The following is a 19399-nucleotide window of genomic DNA, read 5'->3' as shown; positions in this document are numbered from 1 at the left end:
GCCGACCGTCACGGCGTCGGGCAGCGCTTCCCTGACAACCCACACACCTCCTGAGCACCGGGAAACGGACCAAATTGGCCGGTTCCGGCCGCGGTGGCGATTTTCGGTACCCGGTGCCTCCATCAACGCCCCAGGTGACGTGATCATCCATATTCTGGAAACACCGAACCCGGTCAAGGACGCCTCCCCCCTCTTCCACCCCCTGTCCCGGAAAGGTTCCCTTGCCTCAACTCGCGATCGCCCAGGACTTTCTCAGCACCTACGCGAACCTGGAGAAAAAGCTACAAAAGGCCGTCGATGAAGCACTCGACAAGTTCGCCGCCACCTACTACGCAGGCGGGCACCTGGAAAAGCCGACCGACCTCCGCGATCCCCGCTGGCGGACCCTGCGGATCAATCTCGGCTACCGGGGCGTCGTCCTGGCCCCGGACTCCGGAGAGGCCTTCGTTCTCGTCACCGTGCTCCCGCATCAGGAGGCCTACCGCTACGTCCGGAATCGGCGCCCTTCGGTCAACCAGGTCCTGGGGGTCCTGGAATTCCGGGACGAGTCCGGGCTCGACCACATGAGCTCCGCGCTCACCCGGGCGGCGGGCGCTTCCGACACCACCCTGTTCCAGAAGGTGCCCGACAAGCACTTCACCCAGCTCGGCATCGACGAGGGCATCATCCGCATCGCCCGTCTCCTGCCGGACGAGAGCCATCTCGACGCGCTCGGCCCAATGATGCCGCGCGCCCAGCACGACGCCCTGACGGCATTGGCGTCGGGGATGACGCCCGAGGAGGTCTGGTCCCTGCTGAGCCGGGACCTGGTGGAAGAGGTCGCGGCGGAGGACGTCGACCCCGACGACCTGGTCACGGCGATCCGCCGCACGCCGGCCCAGGCCGTGTTCGTGGAGGGCCCCGAAGAACTCCGGGACCTGCTGGCGCACCCCTTCGACGTGTGGCGGACCTTCCTGCACCCTCACCAGGAACGCATCGCGCGGCGGGACCACTACGCGGGACCGGCCATGGTCACCGGCGGTGCGGGCACCGGGAAAACAGTGACCGCGCTGCACCGGGTCGACCACCTGGCCAAGCGTTACGTTCCCGAGAACGAGCCGCCACCCGTAAACGGTCAGGACGGTCCCAGCCCCGGACCACCGATCCTGCTCACCACCTTCACCACGACACTCGACGCCGCCCTGCGGAGCCAGTTGGAGCTGCTCGTCCAGGACGAACAGCGCCGCTCCCTCGTCGACGTGCGCAACCTGGACAAGATCGCCCACCAGGTGGCTCGGCAGGTGCATGGCAAGCTGCACTTCCCGCGTATGCCCGAGCTCTCCACCCTGTGGACCCGCCACGCCGAGGACGCGGGCGTCTCCGGACGGTTCCTCCTGGAGGAGTGGGAGCACGTCGTCCTCGCGCAGAACCTGCGCACCGAACGCGGCTATCTGAAGGCCCGTCGGCGTGGACGCGGTCGGGGTCTGCGGTTGGACCCGGACCGAAAGCGCCGGGTCTGGAGGGCGGTTCTGGCCGCCACAGAGGAGATGCGCGCGGCCGGGCAGTGGACGTTCACGTGGCTGGCCGCGGAGGCCGCCGACATCCTCGACCGAACCGGGGAGCGCCCCTACCGGCACGTTGTGGTGGACGAGTCCCAGGACCTGCATCCGGCCAAGTGGCGGCTGGTGCGCGCACTGGTTCCCGAGGGGCCGGACGACCTGTTCATCGCAGGCGACCCGCACCAGCGCATCTACGATCACCGGGTGTCCATGGCAGCCGTCGGCATCAACGTACGCGGCCGCAGCCACCGCCTGACCGTGAGCTACCGCAGCACCCAGGAAACCCTCTCCTGGGCCGTGCGCGTGCGGGGTACGGCGCCGGTGGAGGGCTTCGACGGAGTGCGATCGCACCTGGCGGACTACACCTCGCCTCTGCACGGGCGTGAGCCGGTCGTGTGCGCCCATTCCACGGAAGAAGCCGAGACGAGCGGACTCGCACAGGTGGTCTCGGAGTGGCTGGACGAGGGGGTGGAGCCCAACACGATCGCGGTGACCGCCCGCACGGAGGCCCTGGTACGACAGGCCAGGAAGGCCCTGGAGGCTCAAGGGATCACCACCTGCGGTCTAGCTCAGGACTCCGGGGTGCGCGTGGGCACCATGCACTCGATGAAGGGGCTGGAGTTCCGGTGTGTAGCGGTGTTCGCCGCAGGCAGGGAGCACCTGCCCCTGCAGTCTCAGATCACCGATATCTCCGAGGACCCGGTCGCGCACGCCCATGATCTGCAGCGGGAACGCAACCTGCTCTTCGTCGCCTGCACTCGGGCCCGGGACGCCCTGTACGTCTCGTACTCCGATGAACCCAGCCCATTCCTGCCGAAGTAACCCCTTGCTCTGACCGCACCGTCACAGATTGCCGAGACATGAAGGCTTACGAAACGACATTCCAGAAGATGGTCGAGGGGACCAAGCAGTTCCGGGTGCCCTTGTACCAACGTCCTTACTCGTGGAGCAAGAAGGAGCTCCAGCAGATCTGGAGCGACATCACCGAACAAATGGCCGAGGGGGAGGGTTCAGAATCGCCCTGGGCCGCAGGGACCGGACACTTCCTGGGGTCGGTGGTCCTCGCTCCCGCGACCATGGCGGCCAGCGACCTGACTCGTTGGCTGCTGATCGACGGACAGCAACGGCTCACCACCCTCACCATCGCCTTCGCGGCGATCCGTGATCGGCTCCGTGCCGTGGAGTCCGGCGAGTCCGAGGAGCCCGGTGAATCCGACCGGATCCACAACACCTACCTCGTCAACCAGTACAAGAAGCGCCTGGACCGTTACCGGGTCCTGCCCACCCAATCCGACCTGGCGGCCTTCCGGGCGATCATCGACGGCGGAGCCGAGGCCGGCGGCAGTGACCGGATCGGTTACTCCTACAACTACTTCGCCGGCAGGATCCGCTCCTACTCGGAGGAAGAACTACTGGCGCTCGAAGCGACCATCGGACGCGGTCTGAGCCTGGTCGAGATCCAGGCGGACCGGAGCGACAACGTCTTCCGCATCTTCGAATCGCTGAACAACACCGGCAAGAGCCTCAGCCAGACCGACCTGCTGCGCAACTACATCTTCATGCTGCTCCCGGAGACAGGCCAGGAGGTGTACGACGAGGTCTGGCTACCCATGCAGGCGGAGCTGGGACCGGAGAACCTGGAGGTGCTGGCCTGGCTGGACCTGGTTCTGCGCGGCGACGAGAAGGCCAAGCAGCGGGAGGTCTACCGCACGCAGCAGCAGCGCCTGGAAAAGGTCGCCAGAACCGGTGGGGAGCAGGCCGTCCGGGAAGAGCTGGAGGAACTGCGGCACCTGGGCGGGCTGCTCCTACGCATCGTGGAACCGGAGCACGAGGACGACCCCGGGCTGCGCACCGCTCTGACACGGCTCGCCGAGTGGGGCAACACCATCTACCGGCCGTTGGCACTGAAGCTCATGGTGCTGCGCGATGAGGGTCACGCCTCCACCGAACAGGTGGAGCGCGCCCTGGGCCACATCGAGAGCTATCTGGTCCGGCGCATGCTCGTCCGCATCCACGCGCAAGGGCTCAACGTCGCTTTTCTCAGGGCGCCGGCGAAGCTGGTCCCGGGCGAGCCGGTGGACGAGTTCGTCCACCGCTACCTGTCGAATCCGCGGCTCCGATGGCCTTCCGACGACGAGGTCACCGACATCATCATGACGGGAAGCTTCTACTGGACCGGACGCAGCCACCAGCGCCTGTACATCATGCGTCGGCTCGAAGAGACCTACGCACCGCCGGGGCAGGCCGCGTTCCCGCGGGTGAAGATGACCATTGAGCATGTCATGCCGGGCAGGCTCACTCCTTCCTGGGATGGTCTACTGGCGAGCCAGACGGATCGCGATGAGACCGGGAAGGAACTCCAAGAGCGGCTCTGCCACACCCTGGGCAATCTCGTGGTGGTGCCGGACGGCACCGCGCTGTCGAACCACATGGTCGAACGCAAGCAGCAGATCTACGCGGCCAGCACTCTGCGCATGAACCAGGAGATCGCCGATGCCGAGAGCTGGGGAAGGCCGGAGATCGAGGAACGGAGCCTCCGCCTGGCCGAGCGTGCCATAAGGGTGTGGCCATCACCCCGTCGGTCGGTCTCCATGACCGAGGAGACCCTGTTCAGCACCGAACCCATCAGCCAGGTCACCGCCATGATCCCGGCAGGCCGGTGGACCACCTGCCAGGCCATCGCTCAGGTGGCCGGGACCGCGCCCATCGCCGTCTCCTCCTTCCTCCGCGACCACCCGGGCATCCCCAACGCTCACCGGGTGTTCAACAGCAAGGGGGAGTCGACGATCGGAACCCATCTGTCGCAGCACAAACTCATGAAGGAAGGGCTCGGTTTCCACCCGGACGGACGGCCGCTGCCGGGGCAACGCCTCTCCTCCGAGGAACTGGCACAGCTCTTCGGGTTGGACGTGGATCCGAGCCAGAGCCGCCGGGAACGGTTCCTCACCCTGCTCAACGAGCACCGTTCCCCCCTGGTCGCACAGCAGGTGGAGTTCCTCCTACGCGAGTGGGAGGGGCTGGGGGGCTTCCTCTCCTGGGGCGACGGACAGGAGACCAGCTGCTCCCTGACCATGTGGGGCCGGGAGACCTCCAAGGAGGAGCGCTGGGCCCTGGTCTTCTATCCGGTATCCGGTGTCGCCGAAGTGGTGTTCCAGCACCTGGCCCGGCGTCCTCCGTTCGACAACGAGGAGATGCGTCGTGAGCTGCTCAAGCGCCTGAACAGCGTGTCTCGTATCGACCTGTCGGAGGACGCGATCAGCCGACGGCCCAGTTTTCCGCTGGAGTCTCTTCTGGGGAGCGGCGGGAGCGAGCTTCACAAAGTACTGGCCTGGTTCCACGAAGTATGCCAAACCTGGCAGACCAACCGCAGGTAACAGCAGGGGACGCTTCCAAGGCTCCACTGCGTCGAGCGAAGAACAGCAAGCCGCGGTCCGCATATGAAGTTGATCCACACCCACCTGATATGCCCGCTTCACCGGCGATTGCATCACCCGGAAGATGCCGGCGCAGCAGTGAAGACCAAGCGAGTGCGACGTGACCGGCTTGTCCCGTTGTGAAACCGAACCGGCTCAGTGGTCGTGGTGGTGCACCTCCAAAGGTGCACCATGGGCGTGGCCGGCGTCCACCCAGAGGGTGCACGCTCCCCAGTAGGAGGTGAGGCGACACGGTGTAGCCGAGGGACCACCTCCCCCACCACCTGCGAATTCTCGTGTTTTCGCAGGTCAAACCATTCCCCCCACCAGCATTCAAGTCCCGTCACTCATCCAGAGCCTGAGGGCCCTGATCCGCTGGATCAGGGCCCTCAGGCGTTTCCATACCTTCCGTTCGAAGCACCCGCCGCGCCACCTCTCGGAGAAAGCATCTGAAGAGATCGGCTTCACGGCCAAGGCGAAGCCGTGGCAGGGTGAGGACACGCATCCCCCATCAGATCAGAAGGACACCCCCACACCGTGAAGGCCTCTGAGACCCAGCTGCTCAAACTGCTCGCGAAGGGCAGTCGGTTCGTGATTCCGATCTACCAGCGCGCCTACTCCTGGACGGAGGACGAGTGCGATCAGCTCATGGATGACATCGAGCGGGCCGGACGTGATCCGGAATTGAACTCCCACTTCACCGGGTCGATCGTGCACGTGGAGAACGGGCTGTCCAACCTGACCGCGGAAGAGCCCAACCTGGTCATCGATGGCCAGCAGCGCCTGACGACGGTGACCCTGCTGATCGCAGCACTGGCCGCCGTGCTGGATGAGCTACCCGAGGGGGAACGCGAACCGTGGAAGGAGTTCTCACCTAAGAAGTTGCGCCACAGGTACCTGGTTAACAGTGAGGAAGAGGAAGGAAGCGACGAGTACTTCCGACTCCTGCTCAGCGCGAAGGACGAGGCGACGCTGAAAGCCATCGTCGGCCGAACCGAGCCTCCGTCCGATTCCTCGGAGAGAGTGCGGCAGAACTTCGAGCGGTTCCGGGAGCGGCTCGCCAAGCCCGGCAAGGACCTGGCCGTGGTCTGCCGAGGGCTTGCGAAGCTGGTAGTGGTCGACATCCGGCTGGACCGCGCCCACGACAACCCTCAACTGATCTTCGAGTCGATGAACTCGACCGGCCGGCAACTGACCCAGGCGGACCTCATCCGCAACTACGTGCTCATGGGACAAGAGCCCAGGACGCAGAAGGTGCTGTACGACAACTACTGGCGTCCCATGGAGACGGACTTCGCCCAGGCCGCCTATGAGAAGCAGTTCGATGACTTCGTACGGCACTACCTGACGGTCGTGACCGGGGAGATCCCCCGCTTCGGAGACGTGTACGGGGCGTTCAAGGACTACTCGAACGTCCGTCGCGGGCGCGGAGAGACGACCGAATCACTGGTCAAGGAGATGCGCTCCTACGCGTCGTGGTACTGCGCGGTCGCCTTGGACCACGAGGAGGACAAGGAACTCGCTGAGGCATTCCAGGACCTGCGCGAGATCAAGGCGGATGTGGTCTACCCCCTGCTGTTGGAGCTTTACGCCGACTACAGGAACGGGACGTTGGACCGCGATGACCTGCTCTCCATCGTCGGTATGGTCACGTCCTACATCTTCCGCCGAGCCGTGTGCCGTGTTCCGACCAACTCCCTCAACAGGACGTTCAGCACCTTCACGAAGTCGATCGACAAGTCCCGATACGTCGAGAGCGTGCAGGCACACCTAGCGGGGCTGACGAGCTACCGGTCGTTCCCCACCGACCAGGAGTTCACCGATTCCCTGATCAACGACAACATGTACAAGTTTCAGCGCAGGTCGCACCTGCTGCGGAAGCTGGAGAACTTCGGACGCAAGGAACGGGTATCGATCGAGGAGTACACGATCGAGCACATCCTTCCGCAGAACGAGAACCTCTCACAGCGATGGCGTGAGGAACTCGGCCCGGACTGGGTCGATGTCCGTGCGCGGCGCCTGCACACCCTCGGCAACCTGACTCTGACCGGCTACAACTCCGAGTATGGAGACCTCCCGTTCACCAGGAAACGGGACGTGAAGGGCGGGTTCCGGGAGAGTCCACTCCGTCTGAACCAGGGGTTGGGGACCTTGGAGGTCTGGAACGAAGAAGCGATCGTTCATCGGGCCGAGACATTGGCGGCCCAGGCCCTGGAGATCTGGCCGCGCCCGGTTCTGCCTGCGGATTTCCAACAGTCCGAGCCCCGACCTGAATCGGCCTACACGATCGACGACCACCCGCACCTGTCACGCCCCGTCCCCCGCACCCTCTTCGAGAGGTTCAGGGGTGAGGTCCTCGCTCTCGACGAAGCCGTCAGTGAGACGTTCCTGAAGAACTACGTCGCTTACAAGACCGAGACCAACTTCGTCGACGTGGTCCCCCAGTCCAAGCGTCTGAGGCTGACCCTGAACATGCCCTTCGAGATGCTGCACGATGCCCGGGGGTTGGCCGTCGATGTGACCGGCAAGGGCAAATGGGGGAACGGCAGCGTCCAGATCGACCTGACCGAGGACACCGACCTGAGCCAGGTCCTGGGGTTGGTGCGACAGGCCTACGAGTTCCGAACCGCCGAGTAATCTGACTTAGGACCGGCACCCGGCTACGACGAAGCCTGGGGTCCGTACTCGCCGGCCACCGCGGTGTGGGCCCTTAGCTCACTCTTCCGGGCCCGCCCCACACCGGCCCGGACGTCCAGGCCACCCGTATACTCCAGGATCCGGATCGCCTCCCGGATCGAATCACGTCCGACCTGGAACCGCTCGGTCCATACGCGCTCGGCGTGGATCGGGTACCCGCTGGGAAGGCACCGTAACGCACCCCGGCGCGGATCCGGTCCACGATGGAGGGGGCCTTGGAGCGTTCGACGGCTCGGAAGGCCGGGCTCCCCCTCGTGACATCCCGCGTCCGCCGTCCCTATACTCACCGGATCGGTCGGACCTCGAAATCGCTCGTGTCCGAGCACGGACCAGTACCGGCGGACGGTTCGGGCTCGAGGAAGAGAAGGCGACCCGAGGTGACCCGAACTGGGCGAAGGCGCAGTGCGAACATTTTTGGGAGCGCTTCCATGACGGTGGACCGGCCGAACCCGACGCGAACGGAAGGCATCATGACCGACCAGTCACCGCCCCGGTTCCCCCCGGACTTCCTCTTCGGCACGGCCACGGCCGCCTACCAGATCGAGGGTGCCGCCCGAGAGGGCGGACGAGGGCCCTCCATCTGGGACACCTACTCCCGCACCCCCGGAAAAGTGGCCCGAGGCGAGAGCGGCGACGTCGCCTGCGACCACTACCACCGGTACGAGGAGGACGTCGCCCTGCTCAAGGAGCTGGGCGTGGACACCTACCGCTTCTCCATCGCCTGGCCTCGCGTCATCCCCGACGGCGCCGGCGAGGTCAACCCCGAAGGCCTGGCGTTCTACGACAGAGTCGTCGACGCCCTGCGGGAGGCGGGCATCGAACCGGTGGCCACGCTCTACCACTGGGACCTGCCCCAGGCCCTGGAGGACGGCGGCGGTTGGAGGGTCCGCGAGACCGCGCACCACTTCGCCGCCTACGCGCGCGTGGTCGCCGACCACCTCGGCGACCGCGTCGAGCGCTGGATCACGCTCAACGAGCCCCACTGCACCGCGTTCGTCGGCCACGCCGTGGGACGTCACGCCCCCGGGACCCGTGAGGGCACACCCGCCCTGGCCGTGGCCCAGCACCTGTTGCTGGCCCACGGGCTCGCGGCGAGGGAACTGCGGGCCTCCGCCGCCGAACACGGACGCGAAGCCGAGGTCGGCATCACCCTCAACCCCGACCGGCTACTGCCCGCGACCGACTCCCCCGAGGACGCCGCGGCGGTCGACCGCGCCGAGACCCTGCACAACCGCGTGTGGCTGGACCCCCTGTTGCGCGGCGTCTACCCCGACAACGAGGAGGCGACCTGGGGTCCGATGGCCGACGGCGGCTACCGCGAGCCCGGAGACCTGTCGGTCATCGCCCAACCCTTGGACTTCCTGGGTCTGAACTTCTACCGGCCCATTCGGCTCCGCGACGCTCCGGTCCCCGAGGGGCCCGACCGCACCGCCGTGGACATCGGGGTGGAGGAGGTGCCGATCGAAGGGGTGCGGCACACCACCATGGGTTGGCCGGTGGTCCCCTCCTCCTTCACCGACCTGCTCGTGGACCTGCGCCGCCGATACCCGGAACTGCCTCCGATCCACATCACGGAGAACGGCTCCGCCGAACCGGACGAGCCCGGCCCCGATGGGGTCGTGCACGACACGGACCGCATCGCCTACCTCCGGGACCACCTCTCCGCCCTCGCGGATGCCATCGCGGCCGGGGTCGACGTGCGCGGCTACTTCGTCTGGTCGTTGCTCGACAACTTCGAGTGGGCCTATGGCTACGAGCGCCGCTTCGGCATCGTCTCCGTGGACTACGACACGCTGACACGCACCCCCAAGGACAGCTACCACTGGTACCGGGACCTGATCCGGGAGCACAAGCGGCGCCGCGCCTCGATCGGCTGACCCCCGGCCGCGATCCCGGTCGGACGAAGAGCGCGCACGCTCGACGCGGGGACGCCGAACCGAGGACCGGCGGCCCTTCGCGCGGACGCGCCGACGGCGGTCCGGAACCCTCCTGTGCGGTGCCCGTGCGCACAGGTGGTTCCGAACCGCTACGGCCTCCCGCGGTGGAGCCCCCACCGGGCTCCGTCGCGGGTGTGTCCGGCTTCGGGACGCGCGTCCCTCGTACCGGCGTGGAAACGTGCCGTCTCCGCGTGCGGTCACTGCGCCCTGCGACCGGCGCGCGGTGACGGTACGGCCTCCTCGACCGCCTCCGAGCCCTTCCCACCCTGGGGGCTCGGGGTCGGTCGGCCCGTTCTCGCCTCGGGCCGCCATCGACACGTCGCTCCGCCCGACCGGAGGGCGCGTCGTAGAGGGGGGATGCCGTCATCCGTCGACCGTTCTCCCTCGATCCGTGGATCGGGAGAGGTCTGTGTGAGGCCCGGGTCTCGGGGGGCCTCGTGCACAAGGGGAGGACGGCTCGTCCTGGACCCGCTCCGCCGTCGGAACGATCGGGCCGCCGACCCGTTCGTACCGCCGGAGAGCGGACCCACCGTGCGACCGGCCCTCGTCGGCGACGTCCACGACACGAACGCCGTCGACTCCCCCACCTCTGAGGACGACGACGTCCGAGAGGGCCGGGGACCGCACGGTCGAGGGGGATGAAGGGGTGGAGTGGCTCTCGTGCGAGGCCGCGGCCTGGTGGACGACCGGTGCGGTGTCCACCGCCTCGTCTCGCGTCCTGTCAGTGGCAGGGCCTCGAGGCACGTCATGGTCGACCAAGAGTGTCGGCGCGGCCTCCTCGACGTCGAAGCGGCGCCATGCCTCGCTCCGTTCCTCGTCGCGTTCGCCGAGTCGAAGATGGAGGTGGTCCTCCCCCGCCTCCGCCGCCCGGCGATAGGCCCCGGTCACGTCGAACTCGACGCCACCGTCCACGGAACAGGCCTTCCGCCCGCCCTGGAGAGTCCGGGTGTCGAGCAGGGTGCGGGCCTCGGGCTGGTCGTTCCAGGTGACCCCGGTGTCGAAGGGGTCGACCCGGTGCAGCTCCATGGAAGAGGCGCCCGCGCAGTCGTAGGACCACACCACCTCGGCGCGGAGCACGACCGAGTCCGCCACCGCTCCGAGGTCGGGGTCGACCGGGAAGCGGAAGAGGACCCTGCGTGTGTAGGAGCGGTCCCATTCGAGGTACCCCATACCCACACTGGAGATCTCGGCGTCCTCGTAGGAGCGGTCGGGAAAGGCGCGGTCCACGTAGGTCCAGGAGGAACTCTCGACCTCGGTCCGGCCGGTCCCGGTGCCCTCCGAGACCGACGTGTCGGCCGCGTGGGCGACGTCAAGGTCATCGGATCTCCGAGCCTCTCCGTGGTGGAGAGAGGTCCTCGTCGTGTCGACGGCCCGGTTCTTCGAGGCCGCCGTGACGTCATCGAGGGTGGATGGCTGTTCGGTCGCCGTGGCGGGGGCGGTCGCCCCCAGCGAGAGAAGCAGGGAGCAGGCCGACAGAACCGCCGTCGCGCGGGTCAGGGAACGACGCATTACGGATGGTGCCTACACATTCAAGCTATGACCGAAAAAGAATTCGGGTGGGGCTCTTCCGCCCCCTTCCAACTGCAAAGAAGTTATCAAATTCCCCCAGCGGACGACAAACGATGGCGACATAAACACCGACCAAAAAACACGATGAGCATCAACAGAAACCCGGGCCCATCAAGGCCTCGGAGACGCCGTGAAAGATCGAACACATGAGCGAATTTCATTCGGCGATCGCCAAATAAGGATTCCCATCCGGCCGAAAACCCTCCCCCTCGAGCTCCGACCGAACCGCCCGCACAGCGGCGGCTCTCGAGTCGATCCGGCACACGAGCCCCCCTCTCACTCGAACGCCGACCCACCTCACCCCCACCCCGACCATGAAACAAGGGAAATCTCCCCATAACCGACAAAAGCCATCGAATGAGACACCCCCATTCCCCACCGACCCCCCATTCCGAGAAGAAGGAAACCCCATCCCCGCGAGAAGGGGTTCGAGCACGCGACCCCCACCCGCGATAAGCACCGAAGGGGAATCGAAGAACGAGACGGGATCCACCGGTGGACACACGCGCCCGTTTCGACCATGACCCGGACGAGCCCCGACAGGCCGACACGAGGAACGCCCTCGAAGGACACCACCCCGACCCGGTTATGGACGATTCGTTCCAGAACCGTGTAGGGTGACGCCCATGGCGAGACCACGAGCCTTCGACCAGGCGGAAGTCGTACGCTCCGCGACGCGACAGTTCTGGCGGCACGGCTTCCACTCCACGAGCGCCGAGGACCTCTGTCGAGCCACCGGCCTCGGACGCAGCAGCCTCTACAACACCTTCGGCAGTAAGGACGGACTGTTCGCCGCGTGCCTGGAGGGCTACCTCTCCACCACCGGCGCACGCACCGCCGAGATGTTGGGCGACCCCTCACGGGGCCCGCTCGAACGGATCGAGTCCCTGCTCACGATGATGGCCGAGGAGGAGGCCGACCGCGCCGAGAACGGTGACCCGAAAGGCTGCCTGGCGGTCAACACCGTCGCGGAACTGGCCGACGATCCGGACCGCGCGGCCAGTGTGCGGAGCGTTCGCCAGGACACCGAGACGCGCCTGAGCCTGTTCGCCGACGTCCTGCGCACGGGGCAGGCCACCGGAGAGGTCACCACCGCCTCCTCCCCCGAGGGACTGGCGGCCTACCTCAACGCGGCGATCGCCGGACTCCGGATCTCCTCCCAGGGCGGGGCCTCTCCCGAAGCCCTGCGGGAGATCGTCCACACCACGATCCGCGGCCTGCGCCCCGCCTGACCTCCACTTCGACCACTCGTCCCACATCTCACCCTCGTTCTGGCCATTCCATTCCAGAACCAGGGTGCCCACTTCGCGCGCCTCCGTCGCTCGATTTTGAACCGATCATTCCAGAACTGGGGAACCCCAAGTGACCACCACACCGACCACAGGGCGCGTGCCCACCGCGGTCTACGTCCTCGCCGCCGGCATCTTCGCCATGGTGACCAGCGAGTTCGCCGTCGCCGGACTCATGCCCCAACTCGCCGAGACCCTGGGCACCGGCATCGAACAGATCGGTTACCTCGTCACCGTCTTCGCCGTGGCGATGTCCGTCGGCGGCCCGATCATGACCCTCGTCCTCCTCCGGCTTCCACCGAAGAGCGCCCTCATGGTGATCTTCGGCGTCTTCCTCGCCGGCAACGTCCTCGCCGCGCTCGCCACCACCTACCCCGTCATGGTCATCGCCCGCGTCATCGGGGGCATGGCCTCCCAGGCCTTCTTCGGTCTCTCCCTGTCCCTGTGCGCCCGACTCGTGGACGAGCGCATGCGCGGCCGCGCGGTGGGGGTCGCCATGAACGGCCTGATGCTCGGCACCCTGCTCGGTCTACCCTTCGCGACGTTCATCGGCGGCCGCTTCGGCTGGCAGTCCGCCTTCTGGACGATCTCCCTGATCACGGTGGTGGCGGCGATCCTGACCCTCGCCTTCGTCAAGACCCCCGCCCCCGAGGGCACCGCCGCCCGGCCCACCGCCTCGGTCGCCGAGGAACTCGCCGTACTGCGCCGACCGCGTTTCCTGCTCGCGATCGTCTCCAGCACCCTGATCATCGGCGCGACCTTCTCGGTCTTCAGCTTCTTCACGCCGATCCTCACCCGGGTCACCGGTTTCTCCGAGGGCACGGTGCCGCTCCTGTTGCTGGCCTACGGCGCCGCCACCCTCATCGGCAACACGGTCGTGGGCCGGCTGGCCGACCGGCACACCATCTCCACCCTGGTGATCGGCACCGGACTCAACGTCCTCTTCCTCACCGGGTTCGCCCTCTTCACCGACCTTCCTCCGCTGGCCCTGGCCTTCATGCTCGGTATCGGCCTGGTCGGAGTGACCATGAACCCGGCGATGGCGGTCCGTGTCCAGCGGGCGGGAAGCACCACACCGCTGGTCAACACGGTCCACAGCTCGTTCATCACGCTCGGTGTCATCGTCGGTTCGGCCTTCGGATCGGCGCTGATCCCGCACTACGGCCTTCGCGCGCCCATCGTCCTCGGTATCGGGCTGGCGCTACTGGCCGTCCTGGCCATCCTCCCGGCGCTCGCCGACCCCTACCTGCGCAACGGAACCCGGCGTGAGGAGACCGAGAGCGCTCCGGTCGAAGGCGAACTCGTCGGCCGTTGATCGCTTCGGCGGGGCGGGGACGTTCGCCGTTCGAGGGACCATCGGCCCGTTTCCCCGCTCCGCCTCTCGGGCACCCCCAGCGTCGTCCGTTTCCCCCCGCGCGGGCACCGGACAACCACTCCCCCTCCCCTAGGAAGGCGACGAGAATGTTCGGTGCCGAGCTCCGCCGACGACGGCAGGAGGCCCGGATGTCCCTGGCCGATCTGTCCGGGGTCACCCACTACAGCAAGGGGTACCTGAGCAAACTGGAGACAGGGGCCAAACCACCGACCTCCGAGACCGCCGTCATCTGTGACAACGCGCTCGACGCGGGCGGAGCGCTACGCGCGCTGGCCCCTTCCCGGACCCCGTCCGGCGACCCCGAGCCGAAGGTGCCCTCCCACAGCCAGGAGGTGTGGATCCTTCGCATGGAAGCCGATGGCAGTACCGAATTCAGTGGGATGGACCGTCGTACCGTGTTGTCCGCGGGGGCCGCGTCGTTGGTGACGGCGGCGGCCGGGCCCTCCCCCGTCTCTCCCGCCTCCCCCGAGACCCTGGTCTGGTTCCGCGAGCAGTTCGCGGCGCTTCGCGCCCTCGGGCAGCGGGCCGCGCCCCGGGTCGTCCTTCCTTTGGCGGTGGCTCAGGCCAACGCGTTGCGCCAACTGGCGGCCGGGACGAACGGACGTTCGGCGGAGGAGGCCCTGGGCCTGGCCGCCCGGTTCGCCGAGTACGCGGGTTGGATGGCGCAGGAGGCGGGCGACGACTCGGCGGCGTTGTGGTGGACCGACACCGCGGCGACGATGGCGGCGACCGCCGGCGATCGTGAGATGTGCGCGTATGTGCACGTGCGCCGGGCTCTGGTCGCGATGTACGCCCACGACGGGGCCCGGACGATCGGACTCGCCGAGCGGGTGCGCTCCGAACCGGGGGCCTCGGCGAGGGTCCTGGGGTTGGCCGCCAAACGTGAGGCCCAAGGGCACGCTCTCGTGGGCGACCTCGTGTCGTCCGAACGTGCCCTCGAACGCGCCCGCGAACTGTTGCCGGTACCGAAGGGAACGCCCTCTCCCCATGTCCTCGGCTCCTCCCACGTGGCCGACCCCGTGGGGGTGGCCCGGGGGTGGTGCCTGGTGGACCTGGGCCGTTTCGAGGAGGGCGCGCGGGTCCTGGACGAGGAGGTGGCCCGGCTGCCGGGGTCGGCGGTGCGGGCACGGACCAGGTTCGGGGTACGTCGGGCCCTGGCCCACGCCCTGGCCGGGGAGGTCGACCACGCGTGCGCCCTGACCGGAGAGCTGCTGGACGGTGTGGCGGCCTCCGGTTCGGCCACGGTCACGGCCGATCTCCGCCGGCTGTCCCAGGCGTTGACCCGCTATCACGGGCACGGGGCGGTGCGCGACCTGGGCCCTCGGCTCGTGGCCGCCCTGCACCGCCCCTGAAAGGGGACGCCCGCCCATCGTCGATGGGCGGGCGCGGTCCTCGTCTAGAACGGAGGAACGGACCCCGCCTCCTCCGGAGGGTCGTCGTCCTCGCGAGGTTCGGACCGCTCTTCGTTCCCGGCGGCGCCGGGCAGACCGAACCTCTCGCGCAGCCGAGGCGCCATGGGGGCCAGGGGGCTCTGTTCCAGGACACGGGTGATCCGGTCGGCGGTCATGGTGCGCTTGTCATCGTCCTCGATGGAGGAGATCAGATCGACGAGGGTCTCTTCCGGGTCCTCACGGACGACGGTGGTCCCCGGGATCTCCTCCTCGACGTACCAACCTCCGGGGCCCCTGTCCCCCTCCGTCCTGAGGCCCGAGCCCTCCTCCGCTCCGATCCCCTCCAGGGCCGAGGCCAGATCGGGGTCCCATCCGCGCAGCCGTTCACGCAGGTCGTCCAGGTCCTTGCCCTTGCCCGCCTCGGACAGGTGGGCGAGCGAACCCACCCTCCTCATCGTGGTCTCGACGTCGGCGTCGTTGCGCACCAGGTCCCAGATGACCGCGTTGCCCGGCGTGGAGAAGACGTCCTCGGCGAAGTAGGTGCGTTTGGTCCGTTCGACGAAACGCTCCATCTCCCACCGGTTGTTCTCCTTGCGCATGTCGGCGATCCGCCTGAGCCGTTCGGCGTCCTCCTCCATGAGGCCGAGCGTCACGTCGTCCGCCCACACCTCCAAGAGGCCGTTGTAGACCGACGCCGCCTCGCCCAACCTCGCGGCCAGGGAGTGCAGGGCCATGTCCACCTCGTCGGCCCGGTAGCGTCCCACCTCGGCCTGGGCCTTCGTCACGATCACGTTCGCCGCGGCCCGTTCCGGGTTGCGCAGCCTCTCGTCGGGCTCACCGACCCATCGCCATCGCACGTCGGCGGAGAACACGAACTCGTAGTCCTCGGTCAGGCTCGCCATTCGTGTATCGCGTACCCGGATCGACCGGGTCTCCCGCCGTTCGTCCGGGCGGTCGGGTACGGGCGGGGGTCCCATCGTCATGGCCGTCGAGGTCAGGCGGGGGTCCTCTCCGCCGATGGCGGTCATCAGCAGCACCAGGGCGAGGAGCATGAGCAGCAGCGGCGCCCACACCCACGTCCATGGCCCGGCCAGCGGGTGGACGGCGAGGGGGACGACCACGGCCGCCACCACCATGATCAGGAGGCGGTTGCGCGCTTTGGGGCTCACGAGGGGGGTTCCTTTCATGCGAGGGGTCGGGGGGACAGATCGAGCCCTTGTGCCGCGTCGATGTGTCGCAGGAGCGCGTCGGCCCGGGAACGGCGGGAACCGGACTCGCCGCCGGAGGCCCAGCGCAGGGCCGCCGCGTAGAGGGAGGAGAGCCGTCCTGAGTCCATCGCCGCCGTGACCAGCCACCGGGCGAGGATGTCGGCCAGGGCTCCGGGATGTTCCAGGAGCCGCTCGCAGTAGCGGGAGGCCGCCGCGGCATCACGGAAGAGCACGACGGGAAGCCCCGCGCGGGTCCACGCTCCGACGTCGGGTCTCCTCGCCTGCGGTCGAGGACCGTCGACGAGTCTGGCGGGTGTGGTCAGATCCTCGAACAGGTCCCCGTCGATCGGCCTGTTCCTCCGGTCGGGGCCGGCCAGTTTGTTGCTCACCCGGCGCAGCAGCCGTCGGTACAGGAAGGGGTCCTCGGCCAACCGGAGCAGCGCCGAACGGGCGGCCGCCGCGGCGTCGGGGTCCTTGTTGCCCGCCAGGTGGTGCAACCGGACCAGGGCCTGATCGGGGTGGGTGGTGACCAGGACCTCCGAACAGACCGCGACCAGGACGTAGGCCGTGGCGCCCGGAAGGGCCTCGGTCCGCGCCCACCTGTAGATCTGCTGCCGCGCGGCCCCTCCGTGCCGGGTGTCCTCCAGGACCGAGGAGAGCAACAGCGCCGCCTGCGGACCGTGTTCGAAGGACCACTTGTAGACGCGTTCGAAGAGCTCCTCCAGCCGTTGGGCGCGCAACGCCTGGCCCGCCCAGCGTTCGGCGACGGCGTCCCGGTCGACCGGGGACAGCCCCGAGTCGTCCAGGCAGGTGTCGATCCACGCGGCGAACTCGCCCTGGAGGTGCGGATAGGAGTCCCAGAAGGCCTCGCGGACGGCACGACCGTAGCCCGGCGAGGAGAACCCGATCCGGCGTTCCTCGTCCAGGGTGACCCCCACACGGGCGATCTCCTCGGTGAAACCCGCCCTCTCCAGCGGAGGGGTCTCGTTCTCGGGGGTACGGACGATCGGCAGGAGGCGTTCGACGGCGGCGGAGTGGCGGTCGAGCTCGGCTCCTTCGAGGAAGGCGGCGGCCAGCAGGATCGCGCGGCCCCGCCCCTCGGCCTCGGCCACGGCCTTGTCCGCGGCCGGATGACCTTGCCCGAGCGCCCGTTCGAGCCGCTCCCCGAGGCCGACTCTCCCGCCCTCGCTCTGGTGGTCCTCTCCGGCGCGACGCGCCAGACCTTCGATCTCCGACATCGAGGCCCGGCCGAGCCACTCCACCACCGGTCCGGGGAGCAGGGGGAGCTCCAGGGGAAGAACGGTGCTCTCGTGCCGGTGATCGGGCAACAACCCGTATCGGACCAGGTGCCGGTACAGGACCTTCGTGCCGTGGGGACGGCGCAGGGTGACCGACCGTTCCCGCAGCTCGTCGGGGAGGTCGCGGACATCCTCCTCCTCCGCGAGGAGGATCAGCCGCGCCTTCACGTTCTGCGCCTGGGAGGCGAGGGAGACCAGGCTCGTCCGTAGTTCGGAGACCGAGCAGGTGAGCCCGGTCAGCTCCACCATGAGCCGTTCGCCTTCTTGGATCTCTCCGGCGTCGAGGGTGGGACGCGGATCGACCTCCACCTGGACCTCGCGCAGGTCGACGAGGCCTTCGCTCCCCTTCGGCACGAGGGTCAACTGGGCGCAGGTCCGTTTGCCCACGCCGGGAGGTCCGGTCAGGACCAGGACCCCGTGCTCCTCCAGCTCCCTTCGACGCTTCTCCTCGTCGTATCCGGGCGGGGCCACGTAGTGGGCGCGCAATTCCTCCAGGCGTTGCGAGGCGACCACGGTGCGGGGGCGCCGCAGTCGCCCTCGGTCGTCCATGGCGAACCTGGCGGCCTCGGCGGAGCCGGAGAAGTAGTGGTGGTGATTGATGTCGCCGGTGCCGTGGTGCACGGAGGCATCGTTGTACTGAGACCCCTCGCCGGTGTTCACCGCACCGTCGTTGCCCGAGATGATCCTCGTGGGGGGCGTCTCCACCGGTTTCACCCGGCCTCCCCACGGTGACGCGGGGCGTGGAGGTTCTGGACCCCGATCTGGTCACCGGTGCCGTGGTGCACGGTGGAGCCGTTGTACTGGTCGCCGCTTCGGTTGTGCACGGTGGAGCCGTTGTACTGATCGCCGGTTCCGTTGTGCACGGTGGAACCGTTGTACTGGGTTCCGGAGCCGGTGTTCACCGCCCCGGAGTTGCCGAAAACCACGTCGCGGGTCGTCCCGCTGATCTCGTTGACGCCCTGGAACTCGCGGGCCTGGGCGACCGTTCCACCGCTCACGTCGCGCATGGTGTTGGCCACCTCCGCGATCGGAGAGGAAACGGACCCCTCCTCAGCGGGCCGTTCGCCGATCTCGCCGAGCCGGGGCACGACCACCTCCACCGCCTCGATGACCTCTTCCAGATCGCTGTCGACCGAGCGGTGGTGGAACCGGCGGTACTGGCACCGGGCCAGGCCCCGCATGTCCTCGGGCAGATCCGCCTCGCGCAGTCGAGGGGCGTCGTCGAACAGGACGGGGATCACCGGGGTGCCCAGGGACAGGGCGGTGGCGATCTCACGTCGGGTCCAGTCGTCGGGGTCGTCGAGGGCCCGACCCACCCCGTCGGAGCGGTGCGGGCTGTCCAGCCAGGCCGGTCCGATGATCGCGATGAGGACGTCGCAACGGCGTACGGCCGCGTCGAGGGTCCGTACATAGTCCTGTCCGGCCTCGATCGAGCGGCTCGCGCGGAACGCCTCGTCCGGCCCGAAACGCCGGCCGAGCTCGCGGTCGATCAGCGTGGCCACGTGCTCGCCGTCGCCCGTCCTGTAGTTGATGAAACATCCCGGCATGGAGAACCCCTTCCGATCGGTCACCGGGGCACGCGGGCCGCGTACCCCGGTGACCGATCCTGGAGTGCCTTCGGCGGCCGGAAAAGGCCCAGGGACCCGTTTTCCCGAGGCCCGTCCGGTGGGAAACGGGAAACCCC

At 68.0% G+C, this 19399-nt stretch carries 11 protein-coding genes; 7 read left to right on the top strand and 4 right to left on the bottom strand.

The window, feature by feature from the left end; all coding sequences use genetic code 11:
- Window positions 1-221 precede the first annotated feature (221 nt).
- The 4 genes from TR33_RS17770 to TR33_RS17755 all read left to right on the top strand — a co-directional run bounded on the left by TR33_RS17770 (window position 222) and on the right by TR33_RS17755 (window position 9525).
- Complete coding sequence (locus TR33_RS17770) at window positions 222-2360, top strand: UvrD-helicase domain-containing protein (RefSeq protein ID WP_042284241.1); 2139 nt, start codon at window positions 222-224, stop codon at window positions 2358-2360.
- A 38-nt stretch (window positions 2361-2398) separates the two neighbouring features.
- Window positions 2399-4912 (top strand): DUF262 domain-containing protein, encoded by a 2514-nt coding sequence (locus tag TR33_RS17765; protein WP_042284238.1) that lies wholly within the window; start codon window positions 2399-2401, stop codon window positions 4910-4912.
- A 576-nt stretch (window positions 4913-5488) separates the two neighbouring features.
- Window positions 5489-7588, top strand: a complete 2100-nt coding sequence (locus TR33_RS17760; RefSeq protein ID WP_042284236.1) for a DUF262 and DUF1524 domain-containing protein — start codon at window positions 5489-5491, stop codon at window positions 7586-7588.
- 530 nt (window positions 7589-8118) lie between these two features.
- A complete protein-coding gene (locus TR33_RS17755; RefSeq protein WP_042284270.1) occupies window positions 8119-9525 on the top strand; it encodes a GH1 family beta-glucosidase in 1407 nt (468 codons plus the stop codon).
- A gap of 423 nt (window positions 9526-9948) precedes the next feature.
- Here the strand turns inward: TR33_RS17755 and TR33_RS17750 are convergent, their stop codons facing one another.
- Window positions 9949-11094 carry a DNRLRE domain-containing protein gene (locus tag TR33_RS17750; protein WP_042284233.1) on the bottom strand — a complete coding sequence of 382 codons (1146 nt, stop codon included), beginning with the start codon at window positions 11092-11094 and terminating at the stop codon, window positions 9949-9951.
- Window positions 11095-11780: 686 nt separating this feature from the next.
- Between TR33_RS17750 and TR33_RS17745 the strand changes: the two genes are divergently transcribed.
- From TR33_RS17745 to TR33_RS17735, 3 genes are all read left to right on the top strand, one after another.
- On the top strand, window positions 11781-12386 hold the full coding sequence (locus TR33_RS17745; protein ID WP_017535652.1) for a TetR/AcrR family transcriptional regulator: 606 nt from the start codon (window positions 11781-11783) through the stop codon (window positions 12384-12386).
- Between the two features lie 130 nt (window positions 12387-12516).
- Entirely contained in the window at window positions 12517-13758 is a 1242-nt protein-coding gene (locus tag TR33_RS17740; protein WP_234305877.1) for an MFS transporter, read from the top strand.
- 146 nt (window positions 13759-13904) lie between these two features.
- Window positions 13905-15170, top strand: coding sequence for a helix-turn-helix domain-containing protein (locus tag TR33_RS17735; protein WP_017535650.1), 1266 nt, complete (start codon window positions 13905-13907; stop codon window positions 15168-15170).
- Window positions 15171-15214: 44 nt separating this feature from the next.
- On the opposite strand, the gene TR33_RS17730 is transcribed toward TR33_RS17735, so the two are convergent.
- The 3 genes from TR33_RS17730 to TR33_RS17720 are packed head-to-tail and all read right to left on the bottom strand — an operon-like array spanning window position 15215 to window position 19262.
- Complete coding sequence (locus TR33_RS17730) at window positions 15215-16378, bottom strand: hypothetical protein (protein ID WP_042284229.1); 1164 nt, start codon at window positions 16376-16378, stop codon at window positions 15215-15217.
- A gap of 14 nt (window positions 16379-16392) precedes the next feature.
- Window positions 16393-18429 carry a hypothetical protein gene (locus tag TR33_RS17725; protein ID WP_234305876.1) on the bottom strand — a complete coding sequence of 679 codons (2037 nt, stop codon included), beginning with the start codon at window positions 18427-18429 and terminating at the stop codon, window positions 16393-16395.
- A complete protein-coding gene (locus TR33_RS17720) occupies window positions 18426-19262 on the bottom strand; it encodes a TIR domain-containing protein (protein ID WP_017535647.1) in 837 nt (278 codons plus the stop codon). Before TR33_RS17720 ends, TR33_RS17725 begins: the two co-directional genes overlap by 4 nt.
- Between the last annotated feature and the right edge of the window lie 137 nt (window positions 19263-19399).

The organism is Nocardiopsis alba (genome assembly GCF_000710955.1).
Lineage (GTDB): Bacteria > Actinomycetota > Actinomycetes > Streptosporangiales > Streptosporangiaceae > Nocardiopsis > Nocardiopsis alba.
Note: the sequence above shows the minus strand (reverse complement) of the source record. Positions and strands in the feature narration are given on the sequence as shown.